Below are 26,656 nucleotides of genomic sequence, written 5' to 3' on the forward strand. Positions count from 1 at the left end.
GATCGGCCAGAAAACGCCTGAAGCGCGGTCGGCGAGTCGTACGGGCACCTCCGCCTGCGCGCGCGAGCCGGCCATCCGGCCGCCGAACCACGGGGCGACCACCTTCTCGCCGCAGCGTGCCCCACGTGCGAGTCGGTTCGGCGAGCACCGTCGCCGCGTCGTCGGTTTCACCGATCCGGACGCACGTGCGTCGTCGTCCGCACCCGGCGGACCGCGGACGCACGTGCGTCGTTCAACGGACCTCGAGGACGACCTTGCCCTGGGCGCGGCGCTCGTCGAGCTCGCGCAGCGCCTCGGCGGCGTGCTCGAGCGGGTAGGTCGACCCGAGCACCGGCCGCAGCACCCCGGCCTCGAGGTGCGGCCACAACTCGGTCCACTGCTGACGCGGGTAGTCGGTCTCGCGCAGCCAGAAGGCCCCCCATCCGACGCCGACGACGGCGAGGTTGTTGAGCAGGAGCCGGTTGACCTTCACGGTCGGGATCTCGCCGGCCGTGAACCCGATCACCAGCAACCGCCCCTCGGGCGCGAGGCTGCGCAGCGAGTCGGTGAACCGGTCCCCGCCCACCGGGTCGACCACCAGGTCGACCCCGCGGCCGTCGGTGAGCGCCGCCACGGCATCCCGGAACCCGTCGGCGGGCACGGTCTCGTCGGCCCCGGCGCGGCGTGCCACCTCGGCCTTCGCGTCGCTGGAGACGACGGCGACGACCCGGGCGTCGAGGGCCTTGGCGAGCTGCACGGCAGCCGTGCCGACCCCCCCGGCGGCACCGTGGACCAGCACCGTCTCCCCCGGCTGCAACCCGCCGCGCCGCACGAGGGCGAAGTGGACGGTGAGGTAGTTCATCGGCAGTCCGGCAGCGGCGGCGAACGACAGCTCGTCCGGCAACGCGAACACCAGCCCCGGGTCGACCGCGACCGTCTCGGCGAACCCGCCGAAACCGCCGAAGGCCGCGACGCGATCACCGACGCCGACTCCGGCGCCCTCCGGGGCACTGCGGACCACGCCGGCGACCTCCGAGCCCGGCACGAACGGCAGGTCCGGCTTGACCTGGTACTGGCCGCGGGTCACCAGGACGTCGGGGAAGGTGACGCCGGCGGCATGCACGTCGACGACCACGAGCCCGTCGCCGGCCGGTTCGTCGATGTCGGCGACCTCCACCGCGTCCGGCCCGTCCAACCGCGTCACCTGTACCGCCCGCACGTTCGCTCCTGGTCTCGAGGTCACCTCGGCGGACAGGCAAGCACGCCCACGTCGGCGCCGCCCGGACCGACCGCGGTGCGGGGCGGTCAGGCGACGTCGCGCTCGACCTCGGCCACCCAGTCCCGCTTGACCTCCCGCCAGGCCTCGTCGGTGTAGGTGCGTCGCCAGTACGGCGAGCAGGACAGGTCGGCCTTCGGCACACCCCGCTCGGCGAGCAGGTGACGGCGAACCTCACGGATCTCGCCTGCCTCGCCGTGCACGAAGGCGTGGACGCGACCGACCGGTGCCTGCAGCGACCGGACGGCGTGCTGCAGCAGTTGCGGGTCGAGGTCGGTGCCGCCGCGGTACAGCCAGACCAGGTCGAGGTCGGCGGCGGTGCGCAGCTCGAGCTCGTGGTCGGGACCGTCCACGACGATGCGCGCCACGGCCGGCACGCCGGCGGGCAGCACCTCGAGCGAGGCGGCGATGGCCGGTAAGGCCGACTCGTCGCCGGCGAACAGGTGCCAGTCGGCGCTCGGGTCGGGACGGTACTTCCCGGACGGCCCCTGGAACACCAGGGCGTCACCGACCTGTGCGGCGGCGGCCCAGCGGCCGCCGACGCCGACGTCACCGTGCACCACGACGTCGAGCTGCAATTCCCTCCGGGCAGCGTTCCAGCGCCGCACGGTGTAGCGGCGCCGGTGCGGCCGCTGCTCGTTCGGCAGCTGGGTCACGGTCTCGATCGCGAAGGGCGCGGTGTAGGCGGCCCCGTCCGGCGGGATCGCCACGTTGACGTACGCGTCGGTCGCGTCGACGGGCGCGAACCCGGCCAACCCCTCGCCGCCCAGCGTGATCCGCACCATCGACGGCGTCAGACGCTCGACCGCCACCACCTGCCCGTACATGCCGCCCCTTCGATGGGCTGTCACTTCGGTGAGCCTTACCTCGCCCAAGGGTAAGGAGGTGCCGAGCCGTCGGCAAGCGCGTCCTGGGCGCCCCGCGGCGGCGCGCGGCGGCGCGCGGCGGCCCGACGCACCCGAGCCCACTGACCGGCGGGCTCTCCGCACGCTAAGGTACACCAGAAAACCGTGCCTATCTCCCACTGGTTTCTGGAGGGATCATGGAGGTCTCGCCGTTTCCCTACCAGGGACCGCTGCCGCCCGACCGGGTGCGGGGGCGCGACGGGTTGCTGCAGGACCTGGCCGAGCGCGTCACCGAACGGCGGGTGACCGCGCTGCTCGGACCACGGCGGTTCGGCAAGACCTCCGTCCTGCGGCGCCTGGCAGCAGACCTCACGGAGGTCTCGACCATCGCGATCGACCTGTTCGGCGTGCAGACCCACGCGGACGCGGTCGTGCGGCTGTCCTCGGCGATGCAGGCGGCGGTCCCGAGCATCCGCGAGCCGGCCGTGGAGCTGTCGGTCGAGGCCGGGATCGACCTCGGCGGGCTGCAGGCCAAGCTCGCGCTGTCGCCCGCCAGACGGCCGGACGCCCGGGCGCTGTTCGACCAGCTGGTGCAGATGCTGGTCACGCTGGGGCGCCGCATGCCGCTGCTGCTCGTGTTCGACGAGTTCCAGTCGCTCACCACCGTCGACGGGGCCACGGCGGTGCTGCGCACCCGCCTGCAGCACCACTACGCGGACGTCGGGCTGATCTTCGCCGGATCGGCGCCGTCGGCGATGCGGGACGTGTTCACCCGTCACGACCAGCCGTTCTTCAACCAGGCGGACCTCGTGACCATCGAGCCGCTGGACCTCGCCGCGGTCCACGCCATCGTCGTCGACGGCTTCGCCGACACCGGCCGGGACGCCGGATCGGTGGCGGGCAACCTCTTCGACCTCACCGGTGGCCATCCCCAGCGGACCATGCGCGCGGCGGACCAGGTGTGGCGACTGACCGGCCCGGGCGAGTCCGCGGACGGGCGGTGGGGTAGAGCGTTGACACGCCTTCGCGACGCCGAGGCCGGCGTGCTGGCCGCCACCTACGACGACCTGACGGCGACCGAGAAGAAGGTCGTGCGTATCTACGCCAACGGCGGCTCGATCTACGGCTCGGCGGCGGAACGGCTCGAGCTGTCCCCCGGCGCGGCGAACCACGCCCGCGACCGCCTACTGGCCGACGGCAAGTTGCGCCACCGCGACGAGGGCGACATCGTGGTCACCGACCCGCTGCTGGCCGACTGGCTCGTCCGACGCCTGCCCCTGTGACGCCTGCCGGGTCAGCTGCGCGAGGCCCCGAGGCCGGCGTCGCGCGCCCGGACGACCAGGCGTGCACGCGAGTTGACCTGCAGCTTGGTGAGCAGCGCGCTGACGTGGTTCTGCACGGTCTTGCGGGACAACGACAACCGCCGCGCGATCTCGTCGTTGTCGAGTCCCCGCGCGACGAGGTCGAGCACCTGCGTCTCCCGGGGCGTGCAGCCCGGGAACGGCGGCGATTCGGCCCGGACCGCGGCGAGCACCGCGCGACCGGCGGCGCCGGTGAGCACCGTGTCGCCCTCGTGGACCGCGGTGATCGCCCGCACGAGCGAGCCCTGGCCGGCGCCCTTGAGCACGTACCCCCGCGCCCCCGCCCGCAGCGCCTGCACCAACGAGGCCTCGTCGTCGTGCATCGTCAGGATCAGCACCGCCGCGGTCGGCTGCGACGCGAGCAGCCGACGCGTGGCGGTCGCGCCGTCCAACCCCGGCATGTCGAGGTCGACCACCGCGACGTCGAAGTCGGTGCGTTCGGCGGCCTCGAGGAGCGCGGCACCGTCGCCGACCGCGCCGACCACCTCGAGGTCGGGCGTGGTGTCGAGCAGCAGTCGAAGTCCGTCCAGGAAGAGCTGGTGGTCGTCGGCGATCAGGACCCGGATGGTCATGCCTCGTGTCCCGGCAGCCCGCTCGCGGCGAGCCGCGCGGGCAGGCGCGCCTCGACCCTCGTCCCGCCACCTTCCGCGGTCGCCACGGAGAAGGTGCCACCGAGATCGCTCGCCCGACCGCGCATCGCGGCGATCCCGACTCCGGCGGGCACGTCACCCAGGCCGCGGCCGTCGTCCCGGACCGTCACGACCAGCACGTCCTGCGCGAGCGAGACCGCGACCCGGCACCGGGTCGCCTGCGCGTGGCGGGCGGCGTTGTGCACCGCCTCGACCACGATGCGGTGGGCCGCCACCTCGACCGCCGGTGGGAGCTGACGGCCACCGGTGTCGATCACCACGTCCAGGGCCAGCCCTCGGGCCGCCGCCCGCGCCGCCGCCGTCGTGGCGGCCTCGAATCCCTGCGCCTCGAGCGGGATCGGTGCCAGGTCGTGCAGCAGACGACGGACCTCCTGCACCGTGGCCTCGGTGGCCGCGCCCACGTCCGTGAGGATCCGGTCCAGCCGGTCGAGCGCCTCGGGACGTCCGACGAGGTTGCGGGCGGCCTCGACCTGGAGGCCGATCGCGCCGAGGGTCGGACCGAGCCCGTCGTGCAGGTCACGCTGCAGCCGAGCCCGCTCCTCGTCCCGGACCGCCAGGACCCGTTCGGCGCTGCGCCGCAACTCGGCCGCGAGCCGCGTGGAGTACAGCGCGATGCCGACGTGCCCGGCCACCTCGGCGAGCAACCGCCGGTCCCGGGGGCCCAGACCCTCCCCGAGGGCACGCTCGTGCGCGACGAGGTGCCCGAGCACCCGCCCCTCGGCGGACAGCGGCAGGCGCGACGCGACCCGGGTCGGGTTCCCGGCGCTGGCCGCGAGCGACCCGTCGAGGTGCTCGATCGCCACGTAGGGCAGTCGCAGCGAGCGGGCGAGCTGGGTCGTGACGACCTCGAGCAGGGGGCGCGGCGGGTCGTGCAGCTGGCCCGCGAGGCGACGCACGACCGCGTCCGGGTCGCCGCGGTCGCCGTACAGCACCCGCTCCACGACGCGTTGTGCGAGCGTCCGGACCGGGACCGCCACCGCCGCGACGAGCCCCGCGGCGAGCAGCGGGCTCACGCGCGCGTCCACCGCGACGCTGACGGCGAGGTAGAGGGCGGTGAGGGCGACCGTGGCCAGGCCGTACACCAGACCGCGACGCACGACGAGACCGAGGTCCCACAGCCGGTGCCGCAGCACGGCGACCGCGATCGCAGCCGGCAGGACCAGGAACGCGAACGCCTCGGCGAGCTCGGGAACCCCGCCGAGGGCGGCGAAGGGCGCGGCCAGGGCGATGGTGACGAGCGCGGCCAGGACCCAGCGCAGTTGCTGGCGGCCCTCGCCGTCGGCCCGCCGCCAACGCACCACCCCGGCCGCGGCGACCATCCCCATCAGCAGCGGCGAGCACACGAACAGCGGACCGAGCAGCGCCTCGAGGTGCCCGGCGAGCGCGGCGACGCCGTAGGGGTTGTCCAGGTGCTCCAGCGGACTGGCCCCCAGCGGCCCGGGCAGCGCCGCGGTGACCACGACCGTCGTCGCGCCCCACGACCAGGCCAGCCGTTCGCCCCACCGCCAGCGCGGGCCGGGCAGCGTCCCGTCCGGGAACCGCAGCAGCAGGGAGACCGCCAGCACCTGCGCCGGCACCCAGGCCCAGTTCGTGGCCCACAGCACCACGTCGGGCTGCGGCAGGGCCGGCGTCGTGGCGGTCGCCGCGGCGTACCCCATCAGGACGTAGACGGCCGTGCCCACCAGGCCGCCCGCGACCAGCAGCCGTCCCATGGGGTGGCCGGGCCGGCGCCGGAGCAGGACCGTGCCGGTCAGCGCCAGGCCGCTCAGGCCCGACACGACGGCGCCGACCGCCAGGCGACCCATCCCGCCGTCGCCGAGATCGGGTAGCCACACGACCAGCGCGAGCGCGAGCACCGCGCTCGTGACGGCGAGCACGACGAGCAGATCCGGCAGCACCCGGACCGACGCGTCGGGAGCCGACGGCAGGTTCGGCTCCCCCAGGGCGTCCACGGTGGTCACCGGCGGAAGATACGTCGGCGCAACGACGGGTGGCGGGGTCCCGGACGCATCAGGCGCTCGTGTGCGCCAGCGGCGCCGCCGGGCGGGTCGCGGCGCGACCAGCGGCCCACCCGGCCCAGGCCAGTCCGACGCCGACGAGCACGCCGGCGAGCGGACCGAACATCGGCGTGAGCAGGCCGCCGAGGACGACGGCCACGGCGGCAGGACGTGGAAAGGCGCGGGCCCGGAAGGCGGTGATCCCGAGCGCCACGGTGGCGGCGAGGAACACGACGTCGGCCGCGATCATCGCCAGCATGAACGTCCCGCCGTTCTCGACGTCGAGGGCCGCGGGCGCCACCTGCGCCAGGAACGGCGCCACGAACGCCATCGCGAACACGCTGCCGGCCTTGAGCACGCACGCGGCCACGACCGCGCCGAGCAACGTCGCGCCCAGCGTGCGCGTCCCCGCGACGCCGCCCGCGCCGCGCCACCGGGGAAGCACGAGCACGAGCGCGATCAGCAGCACCAACTGCACGCGGTGGAAGGCGGCGTACTGCCACAGACCGGCGGTCTCGGAGAAGCGCTCCGCGCCGTCGAAGAGCCACGGCAGGCCGAACAGCGTGCCGTTGAGCAGCAGGCCCGCGCCGATCACGGCCAGGGGGTACGACGCGCGCTCGTCGACGGTGGTGGGTGACAGGGTCATGATGCACCTCTCGGGTCGGCGGCGTGGACGTCACGCCTGACCCCATGCTGACCCGCCCGCGTTCCCGACCGCCAGGGTGCACGCTCCCGAGGCACCGGGAGATTCCGCCACCACGACGACGCGGCCCGAACGCTCCCGGTCCGCTGCCATCGGTACGCTGCCCCCGCCTTCCGACGCCCGCCGCAACGGCGCCAGCGCGCGACGCCGCACGCGGACGTCGGATCGAAGGCCCGCCCCCGTGGGACTTCCGCGGGAAGCGTCTGACCAGGCGCTGAGCCCGTTCGGGTACACGCCCGCTTCGCCGACCATGGGGCGTGAGGTGGAACGCGCAATCGATCCGGCCGAGTTCGCGCACCGAGATCGCCGGCCGGCTGCTGCGCCATCCGATCCCCAGTTTGTGTTCGGCGGCCGGCTACCGACGCGGTCGCCCGGACGTTTGCGTTCGGAACGCCGACAAGCGAGGTCGGTCAGGAGGCGGCACGGAAGAGGGCGTACTCGACGTCTTCGGGTTCGAGTTCACACTCGGCTGCGGCCGCAGCACACAGCTCGAGGTAGGGCCGGTAGTCGTCCGTCCAGCGGATGAGGCCGTAGCTGCCGTCGGGTTGGTCAAGTCGTAGCCGAGGGCGGTGAGCTGGCTGTGAACTCGTCGGTCGTAGATCAGGGGCCGGGGTCGGGCGGGCGAGTCGTAGCCGGCGAAGTACAGCAGCTTGGTCCCCATCGCGACCCGTAGACCCGGGATGGCGGTCTGGGCCTTGCCGATCCACCACCGGCCCCATCCAGCCCGGCTGTTGATGCGGACCTCCTCGCAGACCTCGGCGCGCACGGTGGGTTCGGTGGCGACGAACTGCTTGACGGCTTTGCGGTGGGTGAGGTTGGCGAACCTGCCGTACCCCCAGATGAGGGTGGCGAGGTGCAGCGCGTCCCAGTCGGCGATCTCTGCCAGGGAGAAGAGCGCATCCCGATCGAGTGCGCCGTTGGTCGCGACGTCGAGGACTCGGGTGTTGGCCGCCACCGCGTCCGGTGATGCGGCGCTCTCGATGGCCTGTTGCCAACCGCCGTCAACCGAAGTCTGGGCAGACCCCCTTCCTACGCCGGGTCGCGCGGGAGATGGATCTGGATGAGCTTCCCTCGAGACCGGAGGGCGAGGTCGTGGTTCCAGCTAGGCTGTTCGCGTCTGCTGCGAGTCGGCGGGGCCTTCTGGTCGAGTTGTCGCTCCTGGCTGCGGCCGACGGTCAGGTGAGCGATGATGAGCGCGCCTTGATCGAGATGTTCGGTGCGCAGTTCGAGGTTGCTGGGGAGGCGTTGCGGCAGATCGTCGCGTACGCCGAGCGCCTGACTGGGGTGCTCGATGAGGGTGACGTACTGATCGCGGGGGGGTTGAAGTGCGCGAGTTCAAGATCAAGATCCCGGACCTCCAGGACGGCAAGCGGTTGATGTCGTCGGCACGTGACCGGTTGACGTCGACCACGGGCGAGGTACGGGTCGCGACCGAGGGTGCTGTCCGTGAGATCCGGGGCCGCCTGTCCGAGGTCGAGGTCACGGTTCCGTTGCTCGAAGCTCAGCGGTTGAGCAAGGGCACGGCCGGGTTGCTGGAGGCTGCGGCCGCCGGCTTGGAGGAACAGCACACCGAGACCGCTGCGGCCGTGCAGCAGCTCGGCGAGGAGGAGCTGGCTGCCTACGACGGTCCCATCCGCGACTTCGTCACGGTCTTCGCACGCTTGAAGAACGTCGAGCTCTCTGAGCTGACCATCGAGGAGGCACCGGAGTTCGTGCGGTCCTTCGACATGGACGTGCGGAAGGTGGACTTCGCGGCCGTCGACGCACTGAAGACGTTGGCCGCGGGCGGTGGCGCGGGCGCGACAGCGGGCCTGACCGCCTTCGCGGCGGTCGGCACGTTGGCGACCGCTTCGACCGGTACGGCGATCGGGTCGCTGAGTGGGGCGGCTGCCACCAACGCGACGCTTGCGTGGCTGGGTGGCGGATCGCTGGCTGCGGGAGGGGGCGGCGTGGCGGCAGGCACGATGGTGCTGGGTGGCCTCGTCGCCCTCCCGGTGCTGGCTGTCGGTGGGCTGGTCGTCCACCACAAGGGCAGGCAGGCGCTGGCCGAAGCCAAGGAGGACGCGGCGAAGGCGGAGTTCACGATCACCGAGATGGAACTGGCCCGAACAGTCGCTCACGGGATCGCGCTGCGCGCTTCACACATCACCGCGCTGGTGACGGTCTTGGCGGACCTGGCTCAGCGCCGGGTGGCCGTGCTCGAACACCTCGTCGACAGGAACGACGACTACGCGAGTTTCGACGAGCACGACCGACAGGCGGTCATGCTGGCTGTCTCGGCGACCAAGACGCTTCGCACGGTGATCGACGTTCCACTGCTCGACGAGGACGGCGCGCTCGCCGGCGCGAGCAACGACGCGCTCGAGGCTGCTGAACAGTTGCTGTCCGAGAACGACATGCAGGTCGCCCGGTGAAGGAGCAGCAGCGACTCGTTGAGGAGTCCGGGCGGCACGCTGCCTGGGTCTTCGCCCGCGAGGCGTCGGCGGGTCTCGCCCGCGCCACCCAGGAGTGGCTGGCCGACGGGAACCGCACCGCTGCGGCTGAACTCGCGCGCCAGCACGCCAACAAGGCGTCGCACTTCGCCGCCGGCCACGCGTTCGAGTTCGTTGAGACGTTGAAGTTCAACGCCGCGAGCGCGAGAGCCGGCGAGACACTGCGCGCCGTGACGACAGCCTCGATGGGCCAGTCGACCGCAGCTGCCGACATCATCATCTCGCGGGATGGTGACCTTGTCCGCGAGGTGCAGGCCAAGTTCTACGAGAACGCCCGTGAAGCGCTCAACGCGTTCGAGGCGGAGAAGTACGACGGGATGCAGCGGCTGGCATCCGCCGACAAGGTCGAGGACCTCCGAGATCTACTCAGCCGTCGCTTGGGCATGAACCCTGATGGCATCCGCGTGTCCGGTTACCGCGACGTGGAACGCAACCTCACCGGCGAACTGCACCACGACGGTGTCAGCTCGGGCGGAACCAGTCGCGCTGAGGCTCAGCGAGCCGCGGGCGACCCCTCCGGCTGGCTTCGCGAGCAGCAGGTCGGCTCGATGGTCAACGAGACCCTCGCGGCCGCCGCGGTCGGTGCCGCCGCAGGAGGTGTCTTCACCGCCGCGGCGCAGTCGCTCCGGCTCGGGCTGGCCGCCCAGCACGGCGAGATCGGCATCGCCGAGTCGATCGTGGAGATCGCGACCACGTCGGCCACCGCTGCGGTCAGGTCGGGAACCACATCGGGTCTCGCACAGGTGATCCAGATCGGCGCCCGCAACAGCCAGATGTTCTCGCCCCTTGCTGAGACCACCGCGCCGGTAGCGATCGCCAGCGCCGTGATCTCCACCGGCCAGGCCGCCTACGACTACGCGCTCGGCCGCACATCTCGAGATGAACTCATCGATCGGTGCGGCGAGGTCGCTCTGCGCAACACCGGCGCATGGGCTTTCGGCATCATCGGCCAGGCGGTCGTCCCCGTCCCCGTCGTCGGCGCACTGGTCGGCTCGACCGCCGGGTACCTCACCTCCGCGATAGTCCTCGAAGGGTTCAAGCTCGCCCGCCTCGCCGCTGCGGATGCCGACGCAGCAGAAGCGCGCCTGGTCTCGATCGAGGACGAGATCATGACCGCCATCATGCGGCTCGAGGAGTGTCGGCTGACAGTCGAGGCGACCATCGCCACCGAGGTAGACGTCTTCGAGACGACCCTGCTGCCCACGATGGACCGACTCGAGAGCGCCCTCACCGATGGTCACGCGAGCGACGCCCTCGACGCGATGGTCAACCTCAACCTCGAACTCGGCGCCAAGCTCGACTGGTCGACCCTGCCGGAGTTCGACGAGTTCATGGCCGACCACACGAGTTCGCTGCGACTCTGACGCCGAGCCACCCCCGCTCGCACCCGCCGTGTCACAGGTGCCCGGGATACTGATCCTCGTCGCCAGGCACGTCGGTGCCCGCGGCGGCTCCATCGATCGCACTCGCGCCACGTCCGTGGCCGTGAGCCGCTGTCCGATGGAGGCGAACGTGACTGAGCGAACTGACTGGCTCGACTGGCGTCAGCGTGCACCGGCGCTGCTCATCGCCGAGCTCCTGGCCGGTGAGGTAGAACGGCGTACCCCGCCGACCTTCCGCAACCGGTTGGCGTCGGCGCTCGGTGGCGACCCCGACTTCGTCGAGTTCGCAAACAGGGTCGGTGGGCTGGCCGATCTGGTCGAGTGGGCTGGTCTCGGCATCCTGCTGGAGAAGCAGCCACCGACCTTGCTCGAGGGCGTGCTGCCTGGTCGTGAGCCGGTGTGGGGTGATGCGTGTCCGTTGACAATGCGCTCGCCCCCGGCGTGCCGGTTCCGCCACACGGGCTGCCTGCTGGCTGGAAGGACCTGGAGGGTCTGGGCGGGCCGGTCGGTCTGCTGGTGGCACCGAGCCGGACCTTCGCTGACGCGTTCGACCTGGCCTGGTACGTGCCCCGACCGCTGGTCCGACGCTTCCACGCCTGGCGTCGCCAGACCACCCGGGAGCTGGAGAAGAGCCTCGGTGCTGCGTTGCGCGGTGCGGTGTACCGGGTCAGCGACGGCACCATCGAACCTCGACCTGCGCCCATCGAACGTGCCGAGCTGGAGTTCGACGCCGAGGTCTGGCGCGTCGTCGATGAGGACGTGCTGCGACTGTTCGACAACGCCGAGGTCCTGCTCGACCTCGGCCTCGGGCTCGACCGTGGGGTCCTGCTGCACGGCCGCCCGGGACCGGCAAGACTGACCTGATGCGGGTGGTGATGCACGAACTCCGCGACCAGGTGACCGTGCTCCTGCCCGACAACAGCGCCGCCCGCAACAACCTGACCGGGCTCTACGCGCTGGCCGCCCAGCTCCGCCCGAGCCTGGTCGTGCTCGACGACATCGACCTCATCATCGGCAGCGGCCGATCGAGCACGACACTGGTCGACTTCTTGGCCAGCGTGGACGGGGCGGTCAACTCCCACGAGGGCATCATCACCCTGGCAGCCACCAACCGGCTGCAGGTCATCGACGAAGCAGCCCGCCGCTCCGCACGGTTTGACCGGCTCATCGAACTCCCCCGACCACCCGCGGCCGGGCGGGCCCGCATCCTGACCCGCTACCTCGGCCGGTTCGCCGACAACGTCGACGTGCAACGCATCGCCACCGCCAGCGCCGGAGCGACCGCGCTGACCTCCGCGAGGTCGTCCGCCACGCGGTCCTCGCCACCAACGGAGCACCCGACACGCCCGCGCTCCTCGCTGCAGTCACCGACGCCGACTTCGCCGACCCGGCAGCCAGACACGGGAACTACCTGTGAGCGTGCACCCGAACCCACATCACGACGAGACGTCGCAGTCGTGTGACAGGCTTGGGGCAGCAACGGGGAGATGGGGCGGGATGGACGGGGACGTGCGCGAGGGGTTCGCGCCGCTCGGGGGCTACGCGGCACGGTCCTGCCCCGTGGTGACGCAGTGGGACATCGTGCGGCCCGCTGAGCCCGCGTCCGCGTCGGCGTTCTTCGCGGGACTCGGTGAGGCCGGTGTCAGCTTCGAGGCGACCGTCTTCGAACAGCTCGCTCGTCTGCACCCGTCGGTGGCGTGGATCGCCGAAGACGTCCGCCGGTCCGAACGCGCCGGGCTCACCAGCGAGGCCATGGACGCGGGGGTGGAGTTGATCCTCGGCGGCCGCCTACCGGTGGACCACCTCGGCGGCCGGGTCGCGCACCCCGACGTCCTGGTCCGCAACGGGTCCGAGCCAGTGGATGGCCGGTGGCGGTACCTGGCGGTCGACGTCAAACACCACGCCACCCTGGTCGACAGCGACAAGGGCGCCGAGGTCGTCGTGCACGACCTGGCCGACCTCGGTTCACCCGATGGGGCCGAGACCGAACCGGTCGGACGTCGCGACAGCACGACGAAGAAGGACCTGCTGCAGCTGGCCCACTACCAGCGGACCCTCGGGGCCTGCGGGCACGCCGCCCCAGGGCCGGTGTGGGCGGGTGTGCTCGGCCGTGAGGGCGCGATCGCCTGGTACCGGCTCGACGTACCGGCGTGGCAACACCGAGCCAGCGACGGCACGGACCTGCCGGATGCGACCACCCTCGAGGTCTACGACCACGAGTTCGCCCACCGCCGGACTGTTGCCGAGGCCGCGACCAGCTACCTCCACGACCCGAAGGTGCCGTTGCCGGTGCAGCCGGTGCGGATCGGAGACTGCGAACAGTGCCGCTGGCGGCTGCACTGCGGCCAGCTCCTCACCGACCGCCAAGACGTCTCGCTGCTCCCGGCTGTGGACCTGGCGCTGTGGCGGCAACTCCACGACGTGGGGCTCGACACCATCCCCGCCCTCGCCTACTGGGAGGACCTTGACCAGGTCGATGACGTCGACGAAGGCCGGCTGCAGCGGGCAGCCGACGAGGCTCGCGCCTACCTCGGTCCTCAGCTCGCCTACCTGCGCCGCGGAATCCAGCGGCTCGATGTCCCGAGGGCCGACGTCGAGATCGACGTGGACATGGAGAACGTCGAGGGCGGGGCCTACCTGTGGGGCGTGTGGGTCACCGACCGAACGGGCCTCGGCATCGCCGTCGGCGGGTACCAGGCGTTCGTCGACTGGAACCCAGACCCAGCCCAGGCCGGCATCGCAGCCTTCGAGCGGTTCTGGTCCTGGCTGCAACAGCTCCGTCACCAGTGCCGAGCGGCAGGTGTGAGCGTCGCGGCCTACTGCTGGTCGGCCTCCGCCGAGAACACCTGGCTCCGCACCGGCGGCCAGCATCTCGACCTCGCCGACGAGGTGGAGACCTTCATCGACTCGGCCGAGTGGATCGACCTGCTCGCGGTGTTCCGCGACCAGCTCGTCACCGGCCATGGCAACGGACTGAAGACCGTCGCCACACGCCTCGGGTTCGCCTGGCAGGATCACGACCCCGGCGGGGCACAGTCGATGCAGTGGTGGCAGGACGCTGTCGACCAGACCCTGCCCCCGACCTCCGGGAACTACAGCGGCAGCGGCTGCTGCAGTACAACCGCGACGACGTCGCCGCCACCGTCCACGTCCGCAACTGGCTCGACACCGCAGACGACCTGACCTCCATCGCCGCATGGCGATGACCGCCGTCCGGGACTCCGCCACGGGTCACCCTGATCTCCCGACGACACGAAGGACGATGGCGCTGTGGCCGCACCTGAACTGCAAGGACCGGCGCTGCTGGCTGCCGCCCTCTGTCTGGCCGCAACGGCGCACGCCGGCACCTTCGACGAGGCGAGCCTGCCCTACCTCGCCCACCCGATGCGGGTCGCAGCACGCCTGGTCGCCGACGGGGACGACGTGGTCGCCGCCGGACTGCTCCACGACGTCGTCGAAGACTCGACCCTCACTCTCGACGACCTCGCCGCCGCCGGATTCCCCACAGCCGTCCGCGACGCCGTCGACGCGCTCACCAAACGCGACGGCGAGCCGTACGAGCAGGCCATCAGCCGCGCTGCCGCCGATCCCATCGCCGCCAGGGTCAAAGCCGCAGACATCGCCGACAACGCCGACAACGCCCGGCTCGCGCTCCTCGACCCAGAGACACAGGAGCGACTCGCGGCCAAGTACGCCGCCGCTCGAGCCCGACTCGAGGTCTCGAGCTCCGCGTAGACCCGCCGCCAGCACGAGCGTCTTGGACGAACCTGGCCAATGGAGAACACGTGAGCGACACCATGATCGCCGTAGGCATCGACCTCGCCGTGCAGGCCTCGAAGACGGGGGTCTGCGTCCTGAGGAAGGACTCCGACGGGAAGACCTACGCCTACTTCGACTCGCGACGCAACGATGAGGATCTCGCAGCACTCATCTACAAAGCTTGGGAAGCGAAGCCGAGGGTTCCCGTCGCGATCGATGTCCCACTGGGCTGGTCGCCGAAGTTCAGAGACTTCCTCCAGGACCCGAGTTCCGAGGAGTCCAAGGCACTCCTCCAGCATCACCGCAAGGACTACCGCTACATCGATCTCCGTCTACGTCAAGCGGACCAGGATCTTCACGGACACCTCCACGAGGTCTTGCCTAAGCCCACGAACTGGGGAGCCAACAAGGTTCCCTCACCCCTGTCGGCCTCGACCGACAAGCTCGGGGCCGCGACTATGCGTTGGTTTGCCATCCGGGCCGCCATGAAGGACACGAACGCCGCTGACCACGTGCTGGAGACCTACCCCGCCGCGGCGCGCTACGTCTGGGAGTGGCCGGACCGCAAACACCTCGGTGATGACGTCGAAGCGTTGATCCGAGATGACGTCTCGTGGGACCCGAGCCGACGGCAACAGGATCCGTACAAGGCGACGGAACATGAGCGGGACGCGCTTGTCGCCAGCCTCGTGGCTCGGCTCGATGTCGGTGAGCGCCGTGGATTCCCCGGCAAGGAGTTCCCGAGCGGCGAGGGCTGCATCTGGATCCCAGAGAAGAAGAGCAAGCCGCCCTGCGACTGAGATGGCCAGTCGTTGGTGGTGGGGAGTAGCCGCCGCGACGGTTGACGGCAGGGCAGCGGCGGTCAGTCGTTTCGTGATTGCCCGGCGCGCTGTAGGAGGAGGGCGAGCAGTTGCCGCCAAAGCGGACCCGTGCTGGCTACGCCCGCCGGTCGTGGCTGCTGAGGCGGAGGCGACAGATCTTGAGGTCAGGAGGGTGTCGAGCGGTGCCGCAGGTTCGAGCGCAGCGTTCGGCGGTGCGGGTCGGGGTGGGCCGTGTCGGGCGTGGGCGCGGCTGTTGATCAGGATGGCCCAGCCGGCGACGTCCAGGAGTTGGCGTCGCCAGCCGAGGGATGCGAGTCTGGGCAGACCCCCTCCTTCTCCCGCAGGAGTGACTCGCGCCGTTCAAGAAGCTCTGTCCGTGTCTCCATCGCGCCAGCGTACGTCAAACTGCAAACTTCCCCATTTGCATACCGTCGGCGCCCACGGTCGCTGGGCTGCACGCCGGTAGGCTGGCCGGGACCTTCTGTGGGCAGGGTCCCCAGGGCTCGGAACGCGCGGAGCCCCACGCGGACCCTTCCGCGGAGGTCCCGCCCCCGTAGCTCAGTGGATAGAGCGTCGGTTTCCTAAACCGTGCGTCGCAAGTTCGATTCTTGCCGGGGGCGCCACACCACCAGCCACTCGCGTCGGACCGGCCGGCCCCACCGCACGGCCAGCCGGAACCGCTCAGGCCGGCGCGTCGAGCGCGTCGGGCTCGGCGAACAGGATCTCGCCGACCTGGTCGGCGACCGCCTCGCGGGCCACGCGCGGGAAGCCGGTGTCGGTCACCAGCACGTCGACGGCTCGCAGCGGCGCGAAGGTCGCCAGGCCCACCACGCCCCACTTGGTGTGGTCGGCGACGACCACGACCTGTCCGGCCGAGGCGATCATCGTGCGGTTGGTCTGCGCCTCGGCGAGGTTCGGCGTGGTCACCCCGGCGTGCAGGTCGAGCCCGTGGGCACCGAGGAAGAGCACGTCGACGTTCAGTCCGCGCAGCGCGGCGTCGGCGATCGGGCCGGTCAGCGCGTCCGACGGGGTGCGGAACACCCCGCCGGTGAGCACGATGCTCTGCCCGGGCACCCCGAGCCGGTGCAGTTGCATGGCGACGTTGGTCGAGTTGGTGACCAGCGTCAGCCCGTCGATCTGCGCGAGCTCCTGCGCGAGCTGCCAGGTGGTCGTCCCGGCCGAGAGGGCGACGGCCGTCCCCGGCCGGACCAGCTGCGCCGCCCGACGGGCGATGGCCCGCTTCTCCGCGGCCGCGAACCGGCGCTTGCGTTCGAAGCCGAGCTCGATCGCCCGCTCCCCGGCGAGCACCGCACCACCGTGGACCTTGCGGACGACCCCCTGTTCGGCGAGCGCGTCGAGATCGCGCCGGATCGTCATGTCCGACACGTCGAGCTGCACGGCGAGGTCGGCGACCCGGACGCTGCCGTGGTCACGCACCGCGTCCAGGATTCGCGAGCGTCGCGCGCTGGCGAGCACGCTCAACCTCCCCGGCTCACGCCGACCGTTCCTCGCGGACCACCGTGGCGCCTCCGGCGGCGAGCGTCAGCGTCCCGCTCGGCCCACCGTCGGCGAGCAGGTCGGTACCGGGCACCGGCAGTTCGATCGTCACCTCGTCGGCGCCATGGTTGCACACCACCAACCAGGAGCGTCCGTCCCCGGCCCGGCGACGTCGCACCTCGACGCCGGCCGGCACGGCCACCGGCGGGCGGCAGCCGGCGCGCTCGGCGGCGGCCAGCAGCAGCCGGCCCGTCGTCTCGTCGTCGAACCGCGCGCCGAGGTAGTACGCCGCCCCCTCGCCGAAGGTGTGCACCGTTGCCGCGGGACGGCCCGCGAGCCAACCCTCGACGTGGGTGGCCAGCGCCTCGGCGCCGTGGAGCTCGATCGGCTCGCGCCACAGCGTCGCGGTCCCGGCCGACCCAGCGCCTGCGCCGGCCAGCTCGACCGCGATCTCGGCGCCGTCGGGCAGTGGGTCCACCTCGGGCACGCGGATGCCGAGCAGGTCGCGCAGCGGTGCCGGATAGCCCCCGAGGTGGATGCGGTCGTTGGCGTCGACGATGCCGGAGAACAACCCGACCACGACCACGCCGCCGCCCTCGGCGAACCGCTCGAGCCAGGCGGCGGTCTCCTCGCGGCACAGGTAGAGGTTGGGCAGCACCAGCAGCCGCACGCCGTCGAGGTCGTCACCCGGCCGCACGATACGGCCGGCGAACCCGTGCTCCTCGAGCGGGCGGCGCAGCCAGCGCAGCTGGTCGGCCGCGCGCAGGCGGGCGCTGGGCTGGCTCGGCAACTCGAGCGCCCACCACGAGTCGAAGTCGACCACGTAGGCGACGTCGCTCTCGACCGCGGAGCCGGCCAGCTCGCGGACCTGCTGGAGCTCACCGCCGAGCGTCCGGATCTCGTCCCACGTGCGCGAGCCCTCCGTGCCGGCGTGGCCGACCATGCCGCTGTGGTACTTCTCCGCGCCGGCGCGCGAGGCGCGCCACTGGAAGTACATCACCGCGTCGGCGCCGCGGGCGACCGCCTGCAGGCTCCAGCGGCGCATCGTGCCGGGCGACTTCATCGGGTTGACGTCGCGCCAGTTCACCGCGCTGGGCGCCTGCTCCATCAGCATCCACGGCCGTTCGCCACCGAGCCCGCGCATCAGGTCGTAGGCGGTGGCCGCGTCGACGTGCGTCCCGACCTCGTCCGCGGGGTCCGGATAGGAGTCGTAGGAGACGACGTCGAGGTGGGCGGCCCAGCGCCACCAGTCCTGCGCGGGGATGTCCGGGTGCGCGTTGGTCGTGATCGGCACCTGTGGTGCGTGCTCGTCGAGCACCGCACGTTCGGCGAGGTAGCACGACAGCAGCGCGTCGGAGGCGAAGCGGCGGTAGTCGAGCACCTGGGAGGGGTTGGGGAACGTCGGCGCCACGCGTGGCGGCAGGATCTCCTCGAAGTCGCCGTAGCGCTGGGACCAGAAATCGGTGCCCCAGGCGTCGTTGAGGGTGTCGAGGTCGCCGTAGCGCTCGACCAGCCAGTGCCGGAACGCCCATGCGCAGCGGTCGCAGTAGCAGACCGCGACGTGGCAGCCGTACTCGTTGCCGATGTGCCACAGTCGCAGCGCGGGGTGGTCGGCGTAGCGCTGCGCCATCGCGGTCGCGAGCTCGGTGGCCGCCTCGCGGAAGCGCAGGCTCGACGGGCAGTAGTGCTGGCGCCCACCGGGCCACAGCGTCGTGCCCTCGCGGGTGACCGGCAGCGTGTCGGGGTGGCGGCGCGCGAGCCATGGCGGCGGACTGGCGGTCGCGGTGGCGAGGTCGACACCGATGCCACCCTCGTGGAGCAGCTCGAGCACGCGGTCGAGCCAGTCGAAGCGCCACGTGTCGGGGGCGGGTTGCAGGTTGGCCCAGGAGAACACGCCGACGGTGACGAGGTTGACGCCGGCCTCCTGCATCAGCGCGACGTCCTCCTTCCACACCGGCTCGGGCCACTGCTCGGGGTTGTAGTCCCCGCCGTAGGCGAACCCACCCAACGCCCGGCCGAGCTCGCGGCCACCGTCGCGCCGTGTGGCCGGTGGCGGCGGCACGACGGCGGGCGCGGCTCCGGCGGCGGTCAACTGCGAGAGGTCGATCGTCATCCGCGTACCGATCCGCCGAGCAGGCCGGCGATGAAGTGCTTCTGGAAGAACAGGAACACCACGACCACGGGCAGCACGGAGATCGCCGTGCCGACCATGACCTGTCCGTAGTCGATGCGCGACAGGCCGATGAGCGAGCTCAGCGCCACCGGGATCGTGTACATGTCGCCGGAGGTCAGCACCACCAGCGGCCACAGGAAGTTGTTCCACTGGAACATGAACAGGTAGATGACCAGCGCCGCGAGGCTCGGCCGGACCGCCGGCAGCACGATGCGGTAGAAGGTCCGCAGCTCGCCCGCGCCGTCGACCCGGGCGGCCTCGATCAGCTCGTCGGGGAACGACAGGAACGCCTGGCGCATCAGGAAGATGCCGAAGGCGTTGGCGACGAACGGCAGGATCGCCGCCTGGTAGGTGTTGAGCCACCCCAGGTTCGCCATCAGCCGGAACAGTGGCACCAGCGTGACGTGGTAGGGGATCATCACCGTCATCAGCACCAGCGCGAGCACGATCCCGCGCCCCTTGAAGCGGTGCTTGGCGAGCCCGTAGCCGCACATCGAGCACACCACGACGCCGATGGCGGTGAACGCGACCGCGATGATCAGCGAGTTGAGCGTCACCCGGGCGAAGCTCGTCGCCGCCTGCAGGTTGCTGAGGTTGGTGAGCAGGTTGTCGCCGGGCAGGAAGTTCGGTGGCCGGCTGAAGATGCCGCTGGTCGGGTGGGTCGAGGCGATCACGATCCACAGGAACGGCACGATCGAGACGATGGCGCCGATCAGCACCAGCACGTGCAGGCCGATCCGGCCGGCCAGTCGGCGCTGGCGACGCGACGCCGGCGGCGGGCCGGTCGGCGTGTCCGTGGCGGGCAGCGGGGTCTGCGGCGCGGCGCTCATGTGACGTCCCCTCGGCCGAGGAACTTGAACTGCAGGAACGAGAGGATCCCCACGAACAACACGATCACGTAGGCGATGGCGGACGCGTAGCCGAAGTTCAGGCTCTGGAACGCCTGCTGGTAGAGGTAGAGCACCAGCGTCAGCGTGGCGTTGGACGGGCCACCACCGGTGAGCACGAACGGCTCGTCGAACAGCTGCAGCGTGCCGATGGTGGACAGCACGGCGCAGAACAGGATGATCGGCCGCATCAGCGGCAGGGTGATGCGGAAGAAGATGTCGACCGGGCCGGCGCCGTCGGTGCGGGCGGCCTCGTAGACGTCCTGCGAGATGCCCTGCAGGCCCGCGAGCAGGATCACCATGTTGAAGCCGGTCCAGCGCCAGGTCATCGACGCGATCATGGCGAACCGGGCGTTCCAGCCGCGGTTGAGCCAGTCGACCTCCGGCAGGCCGACGGCACCGAGGAACTGGTTGACCAGTCCGGCGTCGGTGTTGAGCAGGATCCGGAACACGATCGCATAGGCGACCAGCGAGACCAGCGCCGGCAGGAAGTAGATCACCCGGAAGGTGCCACGTGCCTTGATCAGGCTCGAGTTGAGCATGACGGCCAGCAGCATGGCCAGGACGAGCATCACCGGGACCTGCACGAACAGCACCAGCATCGTGTTGAACAGCGCCCGCCGGAAGATCGGGTCACCGGCCAGGCGGGCGTAGTTGTCGATGCCCGCGAAGACCATCTCGCCGGCTTCCCGGGTCTGGAAGCTCATGATGAAGCTGGCGATGATCGGGTACGCGAAGAAGATCGCGAAGAACACCGCGGCCGGGCCGACGAAGATCCACCCGCTGGGCAGCTGTCGACGGCGACGGCCGGACGTCCCGGTCCCGGCAGGATCGTCCTGCTCGGGACCGGGCACGGCCGCGCGACGCGACACACGGTCGACGGACGAGCTCATCTGCTCCCCTTTCGCCGGGGTCGCGTCGCGCGAGGCCATCACTCGGCGACGTCGCGGCCGGTCTGGCTGGCGATCAGCTCGGCGGCCTCCTGCAGTCGGGTCTCCGGGTCGGCGCCCTCGAGCAGGATGTCGGCCTGGGCGTTGATGACGATCTCCTGGGCCTCGGAGAAGTCCTCGGTGTAGTTGACCTCCGGGATGTCCTCGACCGTGTCGGCGAACAGCTCGAAGATCGGCTCGCCACCGAACAGCTCACGCGGCTCGGAGAACACCGGCTCGTCGTAGCTCGGCAGGTAGGACGGGAACAGGCCCCACTCGTCGAGCATGTAGGCCTGGTTCTCCGCGTCGAGCAGCGCGAACTCGACGAAGCGCCACGCGGCCTCCTGGTTCTCCGACGCCGCGGGGACCGCCAGCGTCGAACCACCGAGGTTGGACGCGCGGTTGCCGCCGGCCTCGGGTGCCGGCAGTTCGAACACGCCCCACTGGCCGGCCATGTCCGACGCCTCGTCCTCGAGCGTGCCGCTCCACCACACGCCGTTGGGCTGGCTGGCGACCTCACCGGAGATGTTGGCGGTCACCAGGCCGTCCCAGCCGGCGTCGTTGGAGACCAGACCGGCCTCCGCCAGGTCCTGCAGGAACGTCATCGTGCGCACGGCCTCGTCGGAGGCCACGGCGACGTCGCCGTTCTCGTCGAAGTAGAAGCTGCCCTGCTGCTGGGTGAAGGTGCGGAACATGCCGTCGTCGCTGGGCATGTCGATCGACAGCAGCGGCGTGCCGGTGGCCTCCAGGATCTGCTCACCGGCCGCGAGGTAGTCGTCCCAGGTCTCGATCGAGTCGGCGTCGACGCCGGCTTCCTCGAACAGGTCGGTGCGGTAGAAGACCGCAGCCGGGCCACCGTCCCAGGGGATGCTGAACAGCTCGCCGTCCGGGCCCTCGGACTGCGGCAGCTGCGACGGGCTGAGGTCGTCGACGTGCTCGTCGGCGCCGAGCGGGCCGAGGTCCACGAAGCCCTGCGGGTGGGCGTTGACGAACGTCGGCATGCGGTCGGTCTCGATCGCGACCACGTCGGGCAGTCCGGTCCCGGCCTCGAGGCCGACCGTCAGCCGGTCGTAGACGTCGAGCCGACCGATGTCCTCCACCGTGACCTGCACGTTGGGGTACTCCTCGTTGAACGCCGGGACGAGCCCGTCGAGGGCACCCGCTGCGACGTTCCACGCCCAGACGGTGATGTTCGCCTCGAGGTCCTCCGCGGGGGTGTCCGCGGTCTCGATCTGTTCACCGCCGTCGCCCCCGTTGCCGCACGCGGCGGCGACCAGCGCGGTCGCCGCCAGCAGCGCATATCGACGCCGTCGATGCATGCTCATGACCTTCTCCCTGTCGATGGCCCGCCGGGTCCGAGACCTGGCGGCGCGGCGCGCGCGTCGGCGACCGCTTGCCGCCACCGTCGCACTTGCGGTGGCGAAAGTCAACACGAACGAACAAGTTCCGACATCCAACCGCTAGGATGACCCCACAAGCCGAACAGATACCGAACAGTTCACTCGGGTGGCACGGTGCGCCCGCTGCAATGCGCAAGCGTTGACAAGGAATCGAAAGTCATCGTAGCGTCCCGCCGCAGTGTCCTCCCGCCCGGCGACGTCGGTGCGGACGTCAGGAGCGTGCACCATGGCAGCACCATCGACCGGCACCCGGCGTCCGATCCGCCTGCTCGACCGACGGGTGCTCGAGCATCCGGGCGGTCGACGCCTGTACGTCTACGGCGAGCTGCGCGGCCAGTTGCCGACCGACGGCGCCCGGAGCGAGCCCCCGCCGCAGTTGCACCGTCGCCTCGACCCGCTGACCGGCACCTGGGTCGCGGTCTCCCCGGCCCGCAACGCGCGCCCGCAGACGCCGCCGCGACCCGGCAGCGCCGACGCACCCGACGGTGCCGTCGACACCCCCGACGAGGGCCCGTCGTGTCCGCTGTGCCCCGGCGGACCGGAGCTGCCCTTCTCCTACGAGGCCGCGGTGTTCGAGAACCGCTTCCCGTCGCTGATGGCACACCCACCGGCACCTCCGGCTGCCGAGGACGCGCTGATCGCCCCGACCGCCCCGTCCTCGGGGCGCTGCGAGGTGGTGCTCTACACCGAACAGCACGTGGGCTCGCTGGCGACGCTCGCGCCCGCCCAGGTCGCCGAGGTCGTCGCCGTTTGGACCGACCGCAGCAACGACCTGTGGGCCCAGGCGGACGTGGCGGACGTGCTGATCTTCGAGAACCGGGGTGAGGGCGTCGGCGCGACGCTCTCGCACCCGCACGGTCAGATCTACGCCTTCGACCACCTGCCGCCGCAGATCGCCCTGCGCGCCCGGCGTCACCGCGAGCACCGGGCCCGGCACGACGACTGCCTCGGCTGCCGGGTCGTCGCGGCCGACGACGGCGCCGCCGAGCGGCAGGTCGCGGCCAACGACAGCTTCACCGTCGCCGTGCCCTTCGCTCCGCGGTGGCCCTACGAGGTGCACGTGCGCGCCCGGCGGCACGGCGCTGGGCGCCTGGGAGACCTCACCGGCGACGAGCAGCGCGACCTCGCCGCGGCGCTGCGCGACCTCGTGCTGCGCTACGACCGGTTGTTCGACCACGACCTTCCCTACATGATGGTCGCCCACGAGGCGCCGCACGAGCAGCCGGACTGGCACCTGTCGTTCGAGTTCTTCCCACCCCACCGCGGCCCCGACAAGCTCAAGGTCCGCGCCTCGGTCGAGACGGCCACGGGCCTGTTCATCAACGACACCCTGCCCGAGACCACGGCTGCCGGCCTGCGCGAGACCCACCCGCCGCACACCGACTGGCGCGAGGTCGTCGTGCCGTCCGTCCGCCAGGTCGACTAGGCCCGCCGTCGACGCGCTGCCCGCGGCCAGGGCCGCTCCACGCGCTCGGGCGGCGCTCGCTCAGTCGGACAGACGGCGCGCACCGTCGGCGACGCGGCAGCGGTGCAGTCGCAGCGCGTGCTGCGGGTACTCGGCGCCGTAGCCGTCCCGGATGGCGGCCTCGACGGCGGCGACGCGGTCCTCGCGCACCAGCGCGACGATCGCGCCCCCGAACCCGCCGCCGGTCATGCGGGCCGCCGTGGCCCCACCGCCGCGGGCGAGCTGAACGAGTCGGTCCAGTTCGGGGATGGTGACCTCGTAGTCGTCGCGCAGGCTCGCGTGCCCGGCGGCGAACAGCAGGCCGAGATCCTCGAGGCGGCCGTCGCGCAGCGCCGCCTCGGTCTGCCGGACCCGCTCGTTCTCCGTGACGACGTGCCGCAGGCGGCGGGCCGGCACGTCGGGCAACCCGGCCAGCAGCTCGTCGAGGTCCTCGACGTCGACCGTGGCGGGGTTGCGGCCCGCGAGCACCGGCAGCGCGGCAGCGAGCTCCTCGGCACGCTGCGCGTACCCGGAGGTCTCGAGCTGGCGGCGCACGCCGGAGTCGGCCACGAGCAGGACGTGGTCGGAGGGCAGCGGCACGTGGCGGTACGCGAGGCTGCCGCAGTCGAGCAGCACCGCATGGTCGGCCCGGCCGAGGACCGAGGCGGCCTGGTCCATGATCCCCGACGGCACGCCGACGGCCCGCCGCTCGGCCCGGCGGCCCAGCGCCGCGAGCTCCAGCGGCGGCAGTTCGAATCCGGCGGCGTGGCACAGTCCGAGCGCCAGCACCACCTCCAGCGCCGCGGACGACGACAGTCCGGCACCCTGCGGCAGGTCGCTGCGCAGCTCGCCGCGCATGCCGACCGCCGGACGCCCGAGCGCGTCGAGCTCGCCCGCCACGGCGGCCACGAAGCGGCCCCAGCCGGCCTGCGGGGCGCGACTGCCGTCGGCCGGCACCGCGACCGTTCCCGCGGCGTCCGCCGACGTCAGTTCGATGGCGTCCCCGCCGATCTCGACCTCCAGGGTGACCCCACGGTCGATCGCCACCGGCAGGACCAGGCCGTCGGTGTGATCGGTGTGTTCACCGATGAGGTTGGCCCGACCGGGAGCGTGGAAACGTGGCACGGAGGCGCCCTCTCGTGTGACAGGATGTGCGAAAGCCGAAGCGAAGCTCGAGCCGAGAACCGAACTTCGATCGAAGCCTAGGGCAAGAAACCGAAAGGAACGTCTCGTGCGGGTCCTCGTCACCGGCGGTGCCGGGTTCATCGGTGCCACGACCGCGGCGGCGCTGGTCGACGCCGGCCACGACGTCACGGTCGTCGACGACCTCTCCACCGGCCACCAGGACGCCGTACCCGCCGAGGCCACGTTCGTGCGCGCCGACGTCACCGACGCCGACGCGCTCACGCCGGTCGTCGCCGACGGCCGGTTCGACGCGTGCCTGCACTTCGCGGCGCTGATCGAGGCCGGCGAGTCGATGCGCGCGCCCGAACGGTTCTTCACCGTCAACACCGCCGGGTCCGCGACGCTGCTGCGCGTCCTGATCGAGCACGGCGTCGAGCGGTTCGTGCTGTCCTCGACGGCCGCGGTCTACGGCGAACCCGAGCGCACTCCCATCGACGAGGACGACGCGCTGGCGCCGACCAACGCCTACGGCGAGTCGAAGCTGCTCGTCGAACGCATGCTGGCCTGGCACCACCGCATCCACGGCCTGCGGACCGCGAGCCTGCGCTACTTCAACGCCGCGGGGGCCACGCCCGGTCGACCCGAGCGCCACGACCCCGAGAGCCACCTCATCCCCCTCGTGCTCCAGGTCGCCGCCGGCAGCCGGGAGCAGATCGCCGTCTTCGGCACCGACTACCCCACGCCGGACGGCACGGCCGTGCGCGACTACGTCCACGTCGCCGACCTCGCCGACGCCCACGTCCGTGCGGTCGAGGCGCTGGCCGACCATCCGCACCTGACGCTCAACCTCGGCAACGGACGCGGCTTCAGCGTGCGCGAGGTGGTCGAGGCCGCCCGCGAGGTGACCGGACACCCCATCCCGGCCCAGGAGGCGCCACGCCGCAGCGGTGACCCGGCGACGTTGGTCGCCTCCTCGCGCCGGGCGGCCGACGTGCTGGGATGGCGACCCCGACACACCGACCTGCACCAGATCGTCGCCGACGCGTGGCGCGAAGGTTCCGCGCCAGCCTGAGCGACCGTCCGACGCGCCGCACAAAGGCTCCGACCCGCATGCCCGACGCCGCCCCGATCCCCGCCCGGATCCGTCGCGACCGCATGCTCTCCCTCGTGCGCGAGCGGGAGTTCGTACGCGTCGCCGAGCTCGCCGAACGCTTCGAGGTCTCCGAGGTGACCGTGCGCACCGACCTCGACGCGCTGGCCGACCGCGGCCTGCTGCGGCGGGTGCGCGGCGGTGCGGTGCCGGGCACCGGTCCGCTCGTCGAGCGACGCTTCGAGGAGTCGACCGTCGCCGCCGCCGCCGAGAAGCGCGACATCGCCCGGGCCGCGGCCGCGATGGTGCAGTCGGGTGAGACCGTGATCCTCGACGTCGGGACCACCACGACGGCGATCGCCCAGGAGCTCGCCCGCCGCGACGACCTGCACGACGTCACCGTGTTCACCAGTTCGCTGACGATCGCGATGGCGCTGGAGGCGGCGACGCCCGGGTTCACCGTGGTCGTCACCGGTGGCACGCTGCGGCCGGCGCAGCACTCACTGGTCGAACCGCTGGCCGGCCTGGTGCTGGCGCAGATCCGGGCCGGCATCGCCTTCCTCGGCTGCAACGGCGTGGACGTGCGCGGCGGGGTCACCAACGTCAACCTGCCCGAGACGCAGGTCAAGAAGCTGATCCTGCAGGCGGCCCAGCGGCGGGTGATCTGCGCCGACCACACCAAGCTCGGCGCGGTCGCGCTCGCCCACGTCTGCTCGCTCGACGAGGTCGACCTGCTGCTCACCGACCGCGCGGCCGACCCGGAGCTGCTCGACGAGCTGCGCGAGACCGGGCTGACCATCCAGCTGGCCTGAGCCCGACGGCGGTGTCGGGGAGGTGCCGCCCACG

General features: G+C 71.7%; 24 protein-coding genes and 1 tRNA gene. 13 read left to right on the top strand and 12 right to left on the bottom strand.

Translation table 11 applies throughout. From position 1 onward, the window contains the following. Window positions 1-232 precede the first annotated feature (232 nt). On the bottom strand, window positions 233-1,198 hold the full coding sequence (locus tag ELR47_RS17290) for an NADPH:quinone oxidoreductase family protein (RefSeq protein WP_130651007.1): 966 nt from the start codon (window positions 1,196-1,198) through the stop codon (window positions 233-235). 86 nt (window positions 1,199-1,284) lie between these two features. Further along, window positions 1,285-2,082, bottom strand: coding sequence for a siderophore-interacting protein (locus tag ELR47_RS17295; protein ID WP_188584352.1), 798 nt, complete (start codon window positions 2,080-2,082; stop codon window positions 1,285-1,287). Window positions 2,083-2,297: 215 nt separating this feature from the next. Between ELR47_RS17295 and ELR47_RS17300 the strand changes: the two genes are divergently transcribed. Next, a complete protein-coding gene (locus ELR47_RS17300; protein ID WP_130651008.1) occupies window positions 2,298-3,383 on the top strand; it encodes an AAA family ATPase in 1,086 nt (361 codons plus the stop codon). A gap of 11 nt (window positions 3,384-3,394) precedes the next feature. On the opposite strand, the gene ELR47_RS17305 is transcribed toward ELR47_RS17300, so the two are convergent. The 4 genes from ELR47_RS17305 to ELR47_RS17320 all read right to left on the bottom strand — a co-directional run bounded on the left by ELR47_RS17305 (window position 3,395) and on the right by ELR47_RS17320 (window position 7,766). Further along, entirely contained in the window at window positions 3,395-4,033 is a 639-nt protein-coding gene (locus tag ELR47_RS17305; RefSeq protein WP_188584351.1) for a response regulator, read from the bottom strand. Further along, a complete protein-coding gene (locus ELR47_RS17310) occupies window positions 4,030-6,072 on the bottom strand; it encodes a sensor histidine kinase (protein WP_130651009.1) in 2,043 nt (680 codons plus the stop codon). The genes ELR47_RS17305 and ELR47_RS17310 overlap by 4 nt, the downstream gene beginning before the upstream one ends. A gap of 49 nt (window positions 6,073-6,121) precedes the next feature. Next, window positions 6,122-6,754 (bottom strand): hypothetical protein, encoded by a 633-nt coding sequence (locus ELR47_RS17315; RefSeq protein ID WP_130651010.1) that lies wholly within the window; start codon window positions 6,752-6,754, stop codon window positions 6,122-6,124. Window positions 6,755-7,166: 412 nt separating this feature from the next. Further along, window positions 7,167-7,766 (bottom strand): 8-oxoguanine DNA glycosylase OGG fold protein, encoded by a 600-nt coding sequence (locus ELR47_RS17320; RefSeq protein ID WP_130651011.1) that lies wholly within the window; start codon window positions 7,764-7,766, stop codon window positions 7,167-7,169. A gap of 224 nt (window positions 7,767-7,990) precedes the next feature. Here ELR47_RS17320 and ELR47_RS17325 point away from each other — a divergent pair, with 224 nt between their 5' ends. The 9 genes from ELR47_RS17325 (at window position 7,991) to ELR47_RS17365 (ending at window position 15,888) form a co-directional block, all read left to right on the top strand. Then, window positions 7,991-8,188 carry a hypothetical protein gene (locus tag ELR47_RS17325; RefSeq protein WP_130651012.1) on the top strand — a complete coding sequence of 66 codons (198 nt, stop codon included), beginning with the start codon at window positions 7,991-7,993 and terminating at the stop codon, window positions 8,186-8,188. A 131-nt stretch (window positions 8,189-8,319) separates the two neighbouring features. After that, window positions 8,320-9,225, top strand: coding sequence for a hypothetical protein (locus tag ELR47_RS17330; protein WP_130651013.1), 906 nt, complete (start codon window positions 8,320-8,322; stop codon window positions 9,223-9,225). Continuing rightward, on the top strand, window positions 9,222-10,667 hold the full coding sequence (locus ELR47_RS17335) for a hypothetical protein (RefSeq protein ID WP_130651014.1): 1,446 nt from the start codon (window positions 9,222-9,224) through the stop codon (window positions 10,665-10,667). The genes ELR47_RS17330 and ELR47_RS17335 overlap by 4 nt, the downstream gene beginning before the upstream one ends. A 429-nt stretch (window positions 10,668-11,096) precedes the next feature. After that, a complete protein-coding gene (locus tag ELR47_RS17340; RefSeq protein WP_130651015.1) occupies window positions 11,097-11,549 on the top strand; it encodes a hypothetical protein in 453 nt (150 codons plus the stop codon). Next, entirely contained in the window at window positions 11,549-12,148 is a 600-nt protein-coding gene (locus tag ELR47_RS17345; protein WP_130651016.1) for an AAA family ATPase, read from the top strand. The genes ELR47_RS17340 and ELR47_RS17345 overlap by 1 nt, the downstream gene beginning before the upstream one ends. A gap of 46 nt (window positions 12,149-12,194) precedes the next feature. Then, window positions 12,195-13,868 carry a TM0106 family RecB-like putative nuclease gene (locus ELR47_RS17350; protein ID WP_130651017.1) on the top strand — a complete coding sequence of 558 codons (1,674 nt, stop codon included), beginning with the start codon at window positions 12,195-12,197 and terminating at the stop codon, window positions 13,866-13,868. A gap of 87 nt (window positions 13,869-13,955) precedes the next feature. Further along, on the top strand, window positions 13,956-14,420 hold the full coding sequence (locus ELR47_RS17355; protein WP_205745347.1) for an HD domain-containing protein: 465 nt from the start codon (window positions 13,956-13,958) through the stop codon (window positions 14,418-14,420). 50 nt (window positions 14,421-14,470) lie between these two features. Further along, window positions 14,471-15,244, top strand: a complete 774-nt coding sequence (locus tag ELR47_RS17360; RefSeq protein WP_130651018.1) for a DUF429 domain-containing protein — start codon at window positions 14,471-14,473, stop codon at window positions 15,242-15,244. Window positions 15,245-15,812: 568 nt separating this feature from the next. Beyond that, window positions 15,813-15,888: transfer RNA gene (locus ELR47_RS17365), tRNA-Arg, on the top strand. Between the two features lie 58 nt (window positions 15,889-15,946). On the opposite strand, the gene ELR47_RS17370 is transcribed toward ELR47_RS17365, so the two are convergent. Genes ELR47_RS17370 through ELR47_RS17390 form a run of 5 tightly spaced genes read right to left on the bottom strand, consistent with a single transcriptional unit; the run spans window position 15,947 to window position 22,076 of the window. Further along, window positions 15,947-16,741, bottom strand: a complete 795-nt coding sequence (locus tag ELR47_RS17370; protein ID WP_130651019.1) for a DeoR/GlpR family DNA-binding transcription regulator — start codon at window positions 16,739-16,741, stop codon at window positions 15,947-15,949. A 16-nt stretch (window positions 16,742-16,757) separates the two neighbouring features. After that, window positions 16,758-18,875: a beta-galactosidase gene (locus ELR47_RS17375; RefSeq protein ID WP_130651020.1), complete on the bottom strand. Its 2,118-nt coding sequence runs from the start codon at window positions 18,873-18,875 to the stop codon at window positions 16,758-16,760. After that, entirely contained in the window at window positions 18,872-19,765 is an 894-nt protein-coding gene (locus ELR47_RS17380) for a carbohydrate ABC transporter permease (RefSeq protein ID WP_130651021.1), read from the bottom strand. The genes ELR47_RS17375 and ELR47_RS17380 overlap by 4 nt, the downstream gene beginning before the upstream one ends. After that, window positions 19,762-20,715: a carbohydrate ABC transporter permease gene (locus ELR47_RS17385; RefSeq protein WP_130651022.1), complete on the bottom strand. Its 954-nt coding sequence runs from the start codon at window positions 20,713-20,715 to the stop codon at window positions 19,762-19,764. The genes ELR47_RS17380 and ELR47_RS17385 overlap by 4 nt, the downstream gene beginning before the upstream one ends. Before the next feature lie 38 nt (window positions 20,716-20,753). Further along, a complete protein-coding gene (locus ELR47_RS17390) occupies window positions 20,754-22,076 on the bottom strand; it encodes an ABC transporter substrate-binding protein (protein WP_130651023.1) in 1,323 nt (440 codons plus the stop codon). 301 nt (window positions 22,077-22,377) lie between these two features. Between ELR47_RS17390 and galT the strand changes: the two genes are divergently transcribed. Beyond that, window positions 22,378-23,577 carry a galactose-1-phosphate uridylyltransferase gene (gene galT, locus ELR47_RS17395; RefSeq protein WP_130651024.1) on the top strand — a complete coding sequence of 400 codons (1,200 nt, stop codon included), beginning with the start codon at window positions 22,378-22,380 and terminating at the stop codon, window positions 23,575-23,577. A 60-nt stretch (window positions 23,578-23,637) separates the two neighbouring features. On the opposite strand, the gene galK is transcribed toward galT, so the two are convergent. Next, on the bottom strand, window positions 23,638-24,720 hold the full coding sequence (gene galK / locus ELR47_RS17400; RefSeq protein WP_165404173.1) for a galactokinase: 1,083 nt from the start codon (window positions 24,718-24,720) through the stop codon (window positions 23,638-23,640). A 106-nt stretch (window positions 24,721-24,826) separates the two neighbouring features. Here galK and galE point away from each other — a divergent pair, with 106 nt between their 5' ends. Beyond that, entirely contained in the window at window positions 24,827-25,792 is a 966-nt protein-coding gene (gene galE, locus ELR47_RS17405) for a UDP-glucose 4-epimerase GalE (RefSeq protein ID WP_130651026.1), read from the top strand. 38 nt (window positions 25,793-25,830) lie between these two features. Next, a complete protein-coding gene (locus ELR47_RS17410) occupies window positions 25,831-26,622 on the top strand; it encodes a DeoR/GlpR family DNA-binding transcription regulator (RefSeq protein WP_130651027.1) in 792 nt (263 codons plus the stop codon). Window positions 26,623-26,656 lie beyond the last annotated feature (34 nt).

The sequence above is a fragment of the Egicoccus halophilus genome, from assembly GCF_004300825.1.
GTDB classification, from domain to species: Bacteria; Actinomycetota; Nitriliruptoria; order Nitriliruptorales; family Nitriliruptoraceae; genus Egicoccus; species Egicoccus halophilus.

Excerpts from the sequence above, each read along its gene's own strand:
- ELR47_RS17375 (WP_130651020.1), bottom strand. The coding sequence starts at position 18,875 with ATGACGATCGACCTCTCGCAGTTGACCGCCGCCGGAGCCGCGCCCGCC.
- galT (WP_130651024.1), top strand. The coding sequence starts at position 22,378 with ATGGCAGCACCATCGACCGGCACCCGGCGTCCGATCCGCCTGCTCGAC.
- ELR47_RS17410 (WP_130651027.1), top strand. The coding sequence starts at position 25,831 with ATGCCCGACGCCGCCCCGATCCCCGCCCGGATCCGTCGCGACCGCATG.
- ELR47_RS17380 (WP_130651021.1), bottom strand. The coding sequence starts at position 19,765 with ATGAGCGCCGCGCCGCAGACCCCGCTGCCCGCCACGGACACGCCGACC.
- ELR47_RS17345 (WP_130651016.1), top strand. The coding sequence starts at position 11,549 with ATGCGGGTGGTGATGCACGAACTCCGCGACCAGGTGACCGTGCTCCTG.
- ELR47_RS17305 (WP_188584351.1), bottom strand. The coding sequence starts at position 4,033 with ATGACCATCCGGGTCCTGATCGCCGACGACCACCAGCTCTTCCTGGAC.
- ELR47_RS17385 (WP_130651022.1), bottom strand. The coding sequence starts at position 20,715 with ATGAGCTCGTCCGTCGACCGTGTGTCGCGTCGCGCGGCCGTGCCCGGT.
- ELR47_RS17315 (WP_130651010.1), bottom strand. The coding sequence starts at position 6,754 with ATGACCCTGTCACCCACCACCGTCGACGAGCGCGCGTCGTACCCCCTG.
- ELR47_RS17390 (WP_130651023.1), bottom strand. The coding sequence starts at position 22,076 with ATGAGCATGCATCGACGGCGTCGATATGCGCTGCTGGCGGCGACCGCG.
- ELR47_RS17295 (WP_188584352.1), bottom strand. The coding sequence starts at position 2,082 with ATGTACGGGCAGGTGGTGGCGGTCGAGCGTCTGACGCCGTCGATGGTG.
- ELR47_RS17300 (WP_130651008.1), top strand. The coding sequence starts at position 2,298 with ATGGAGGTCTCGCCGTTTCCCTACCAGGGACCGCTGCCGCCCGACCGG.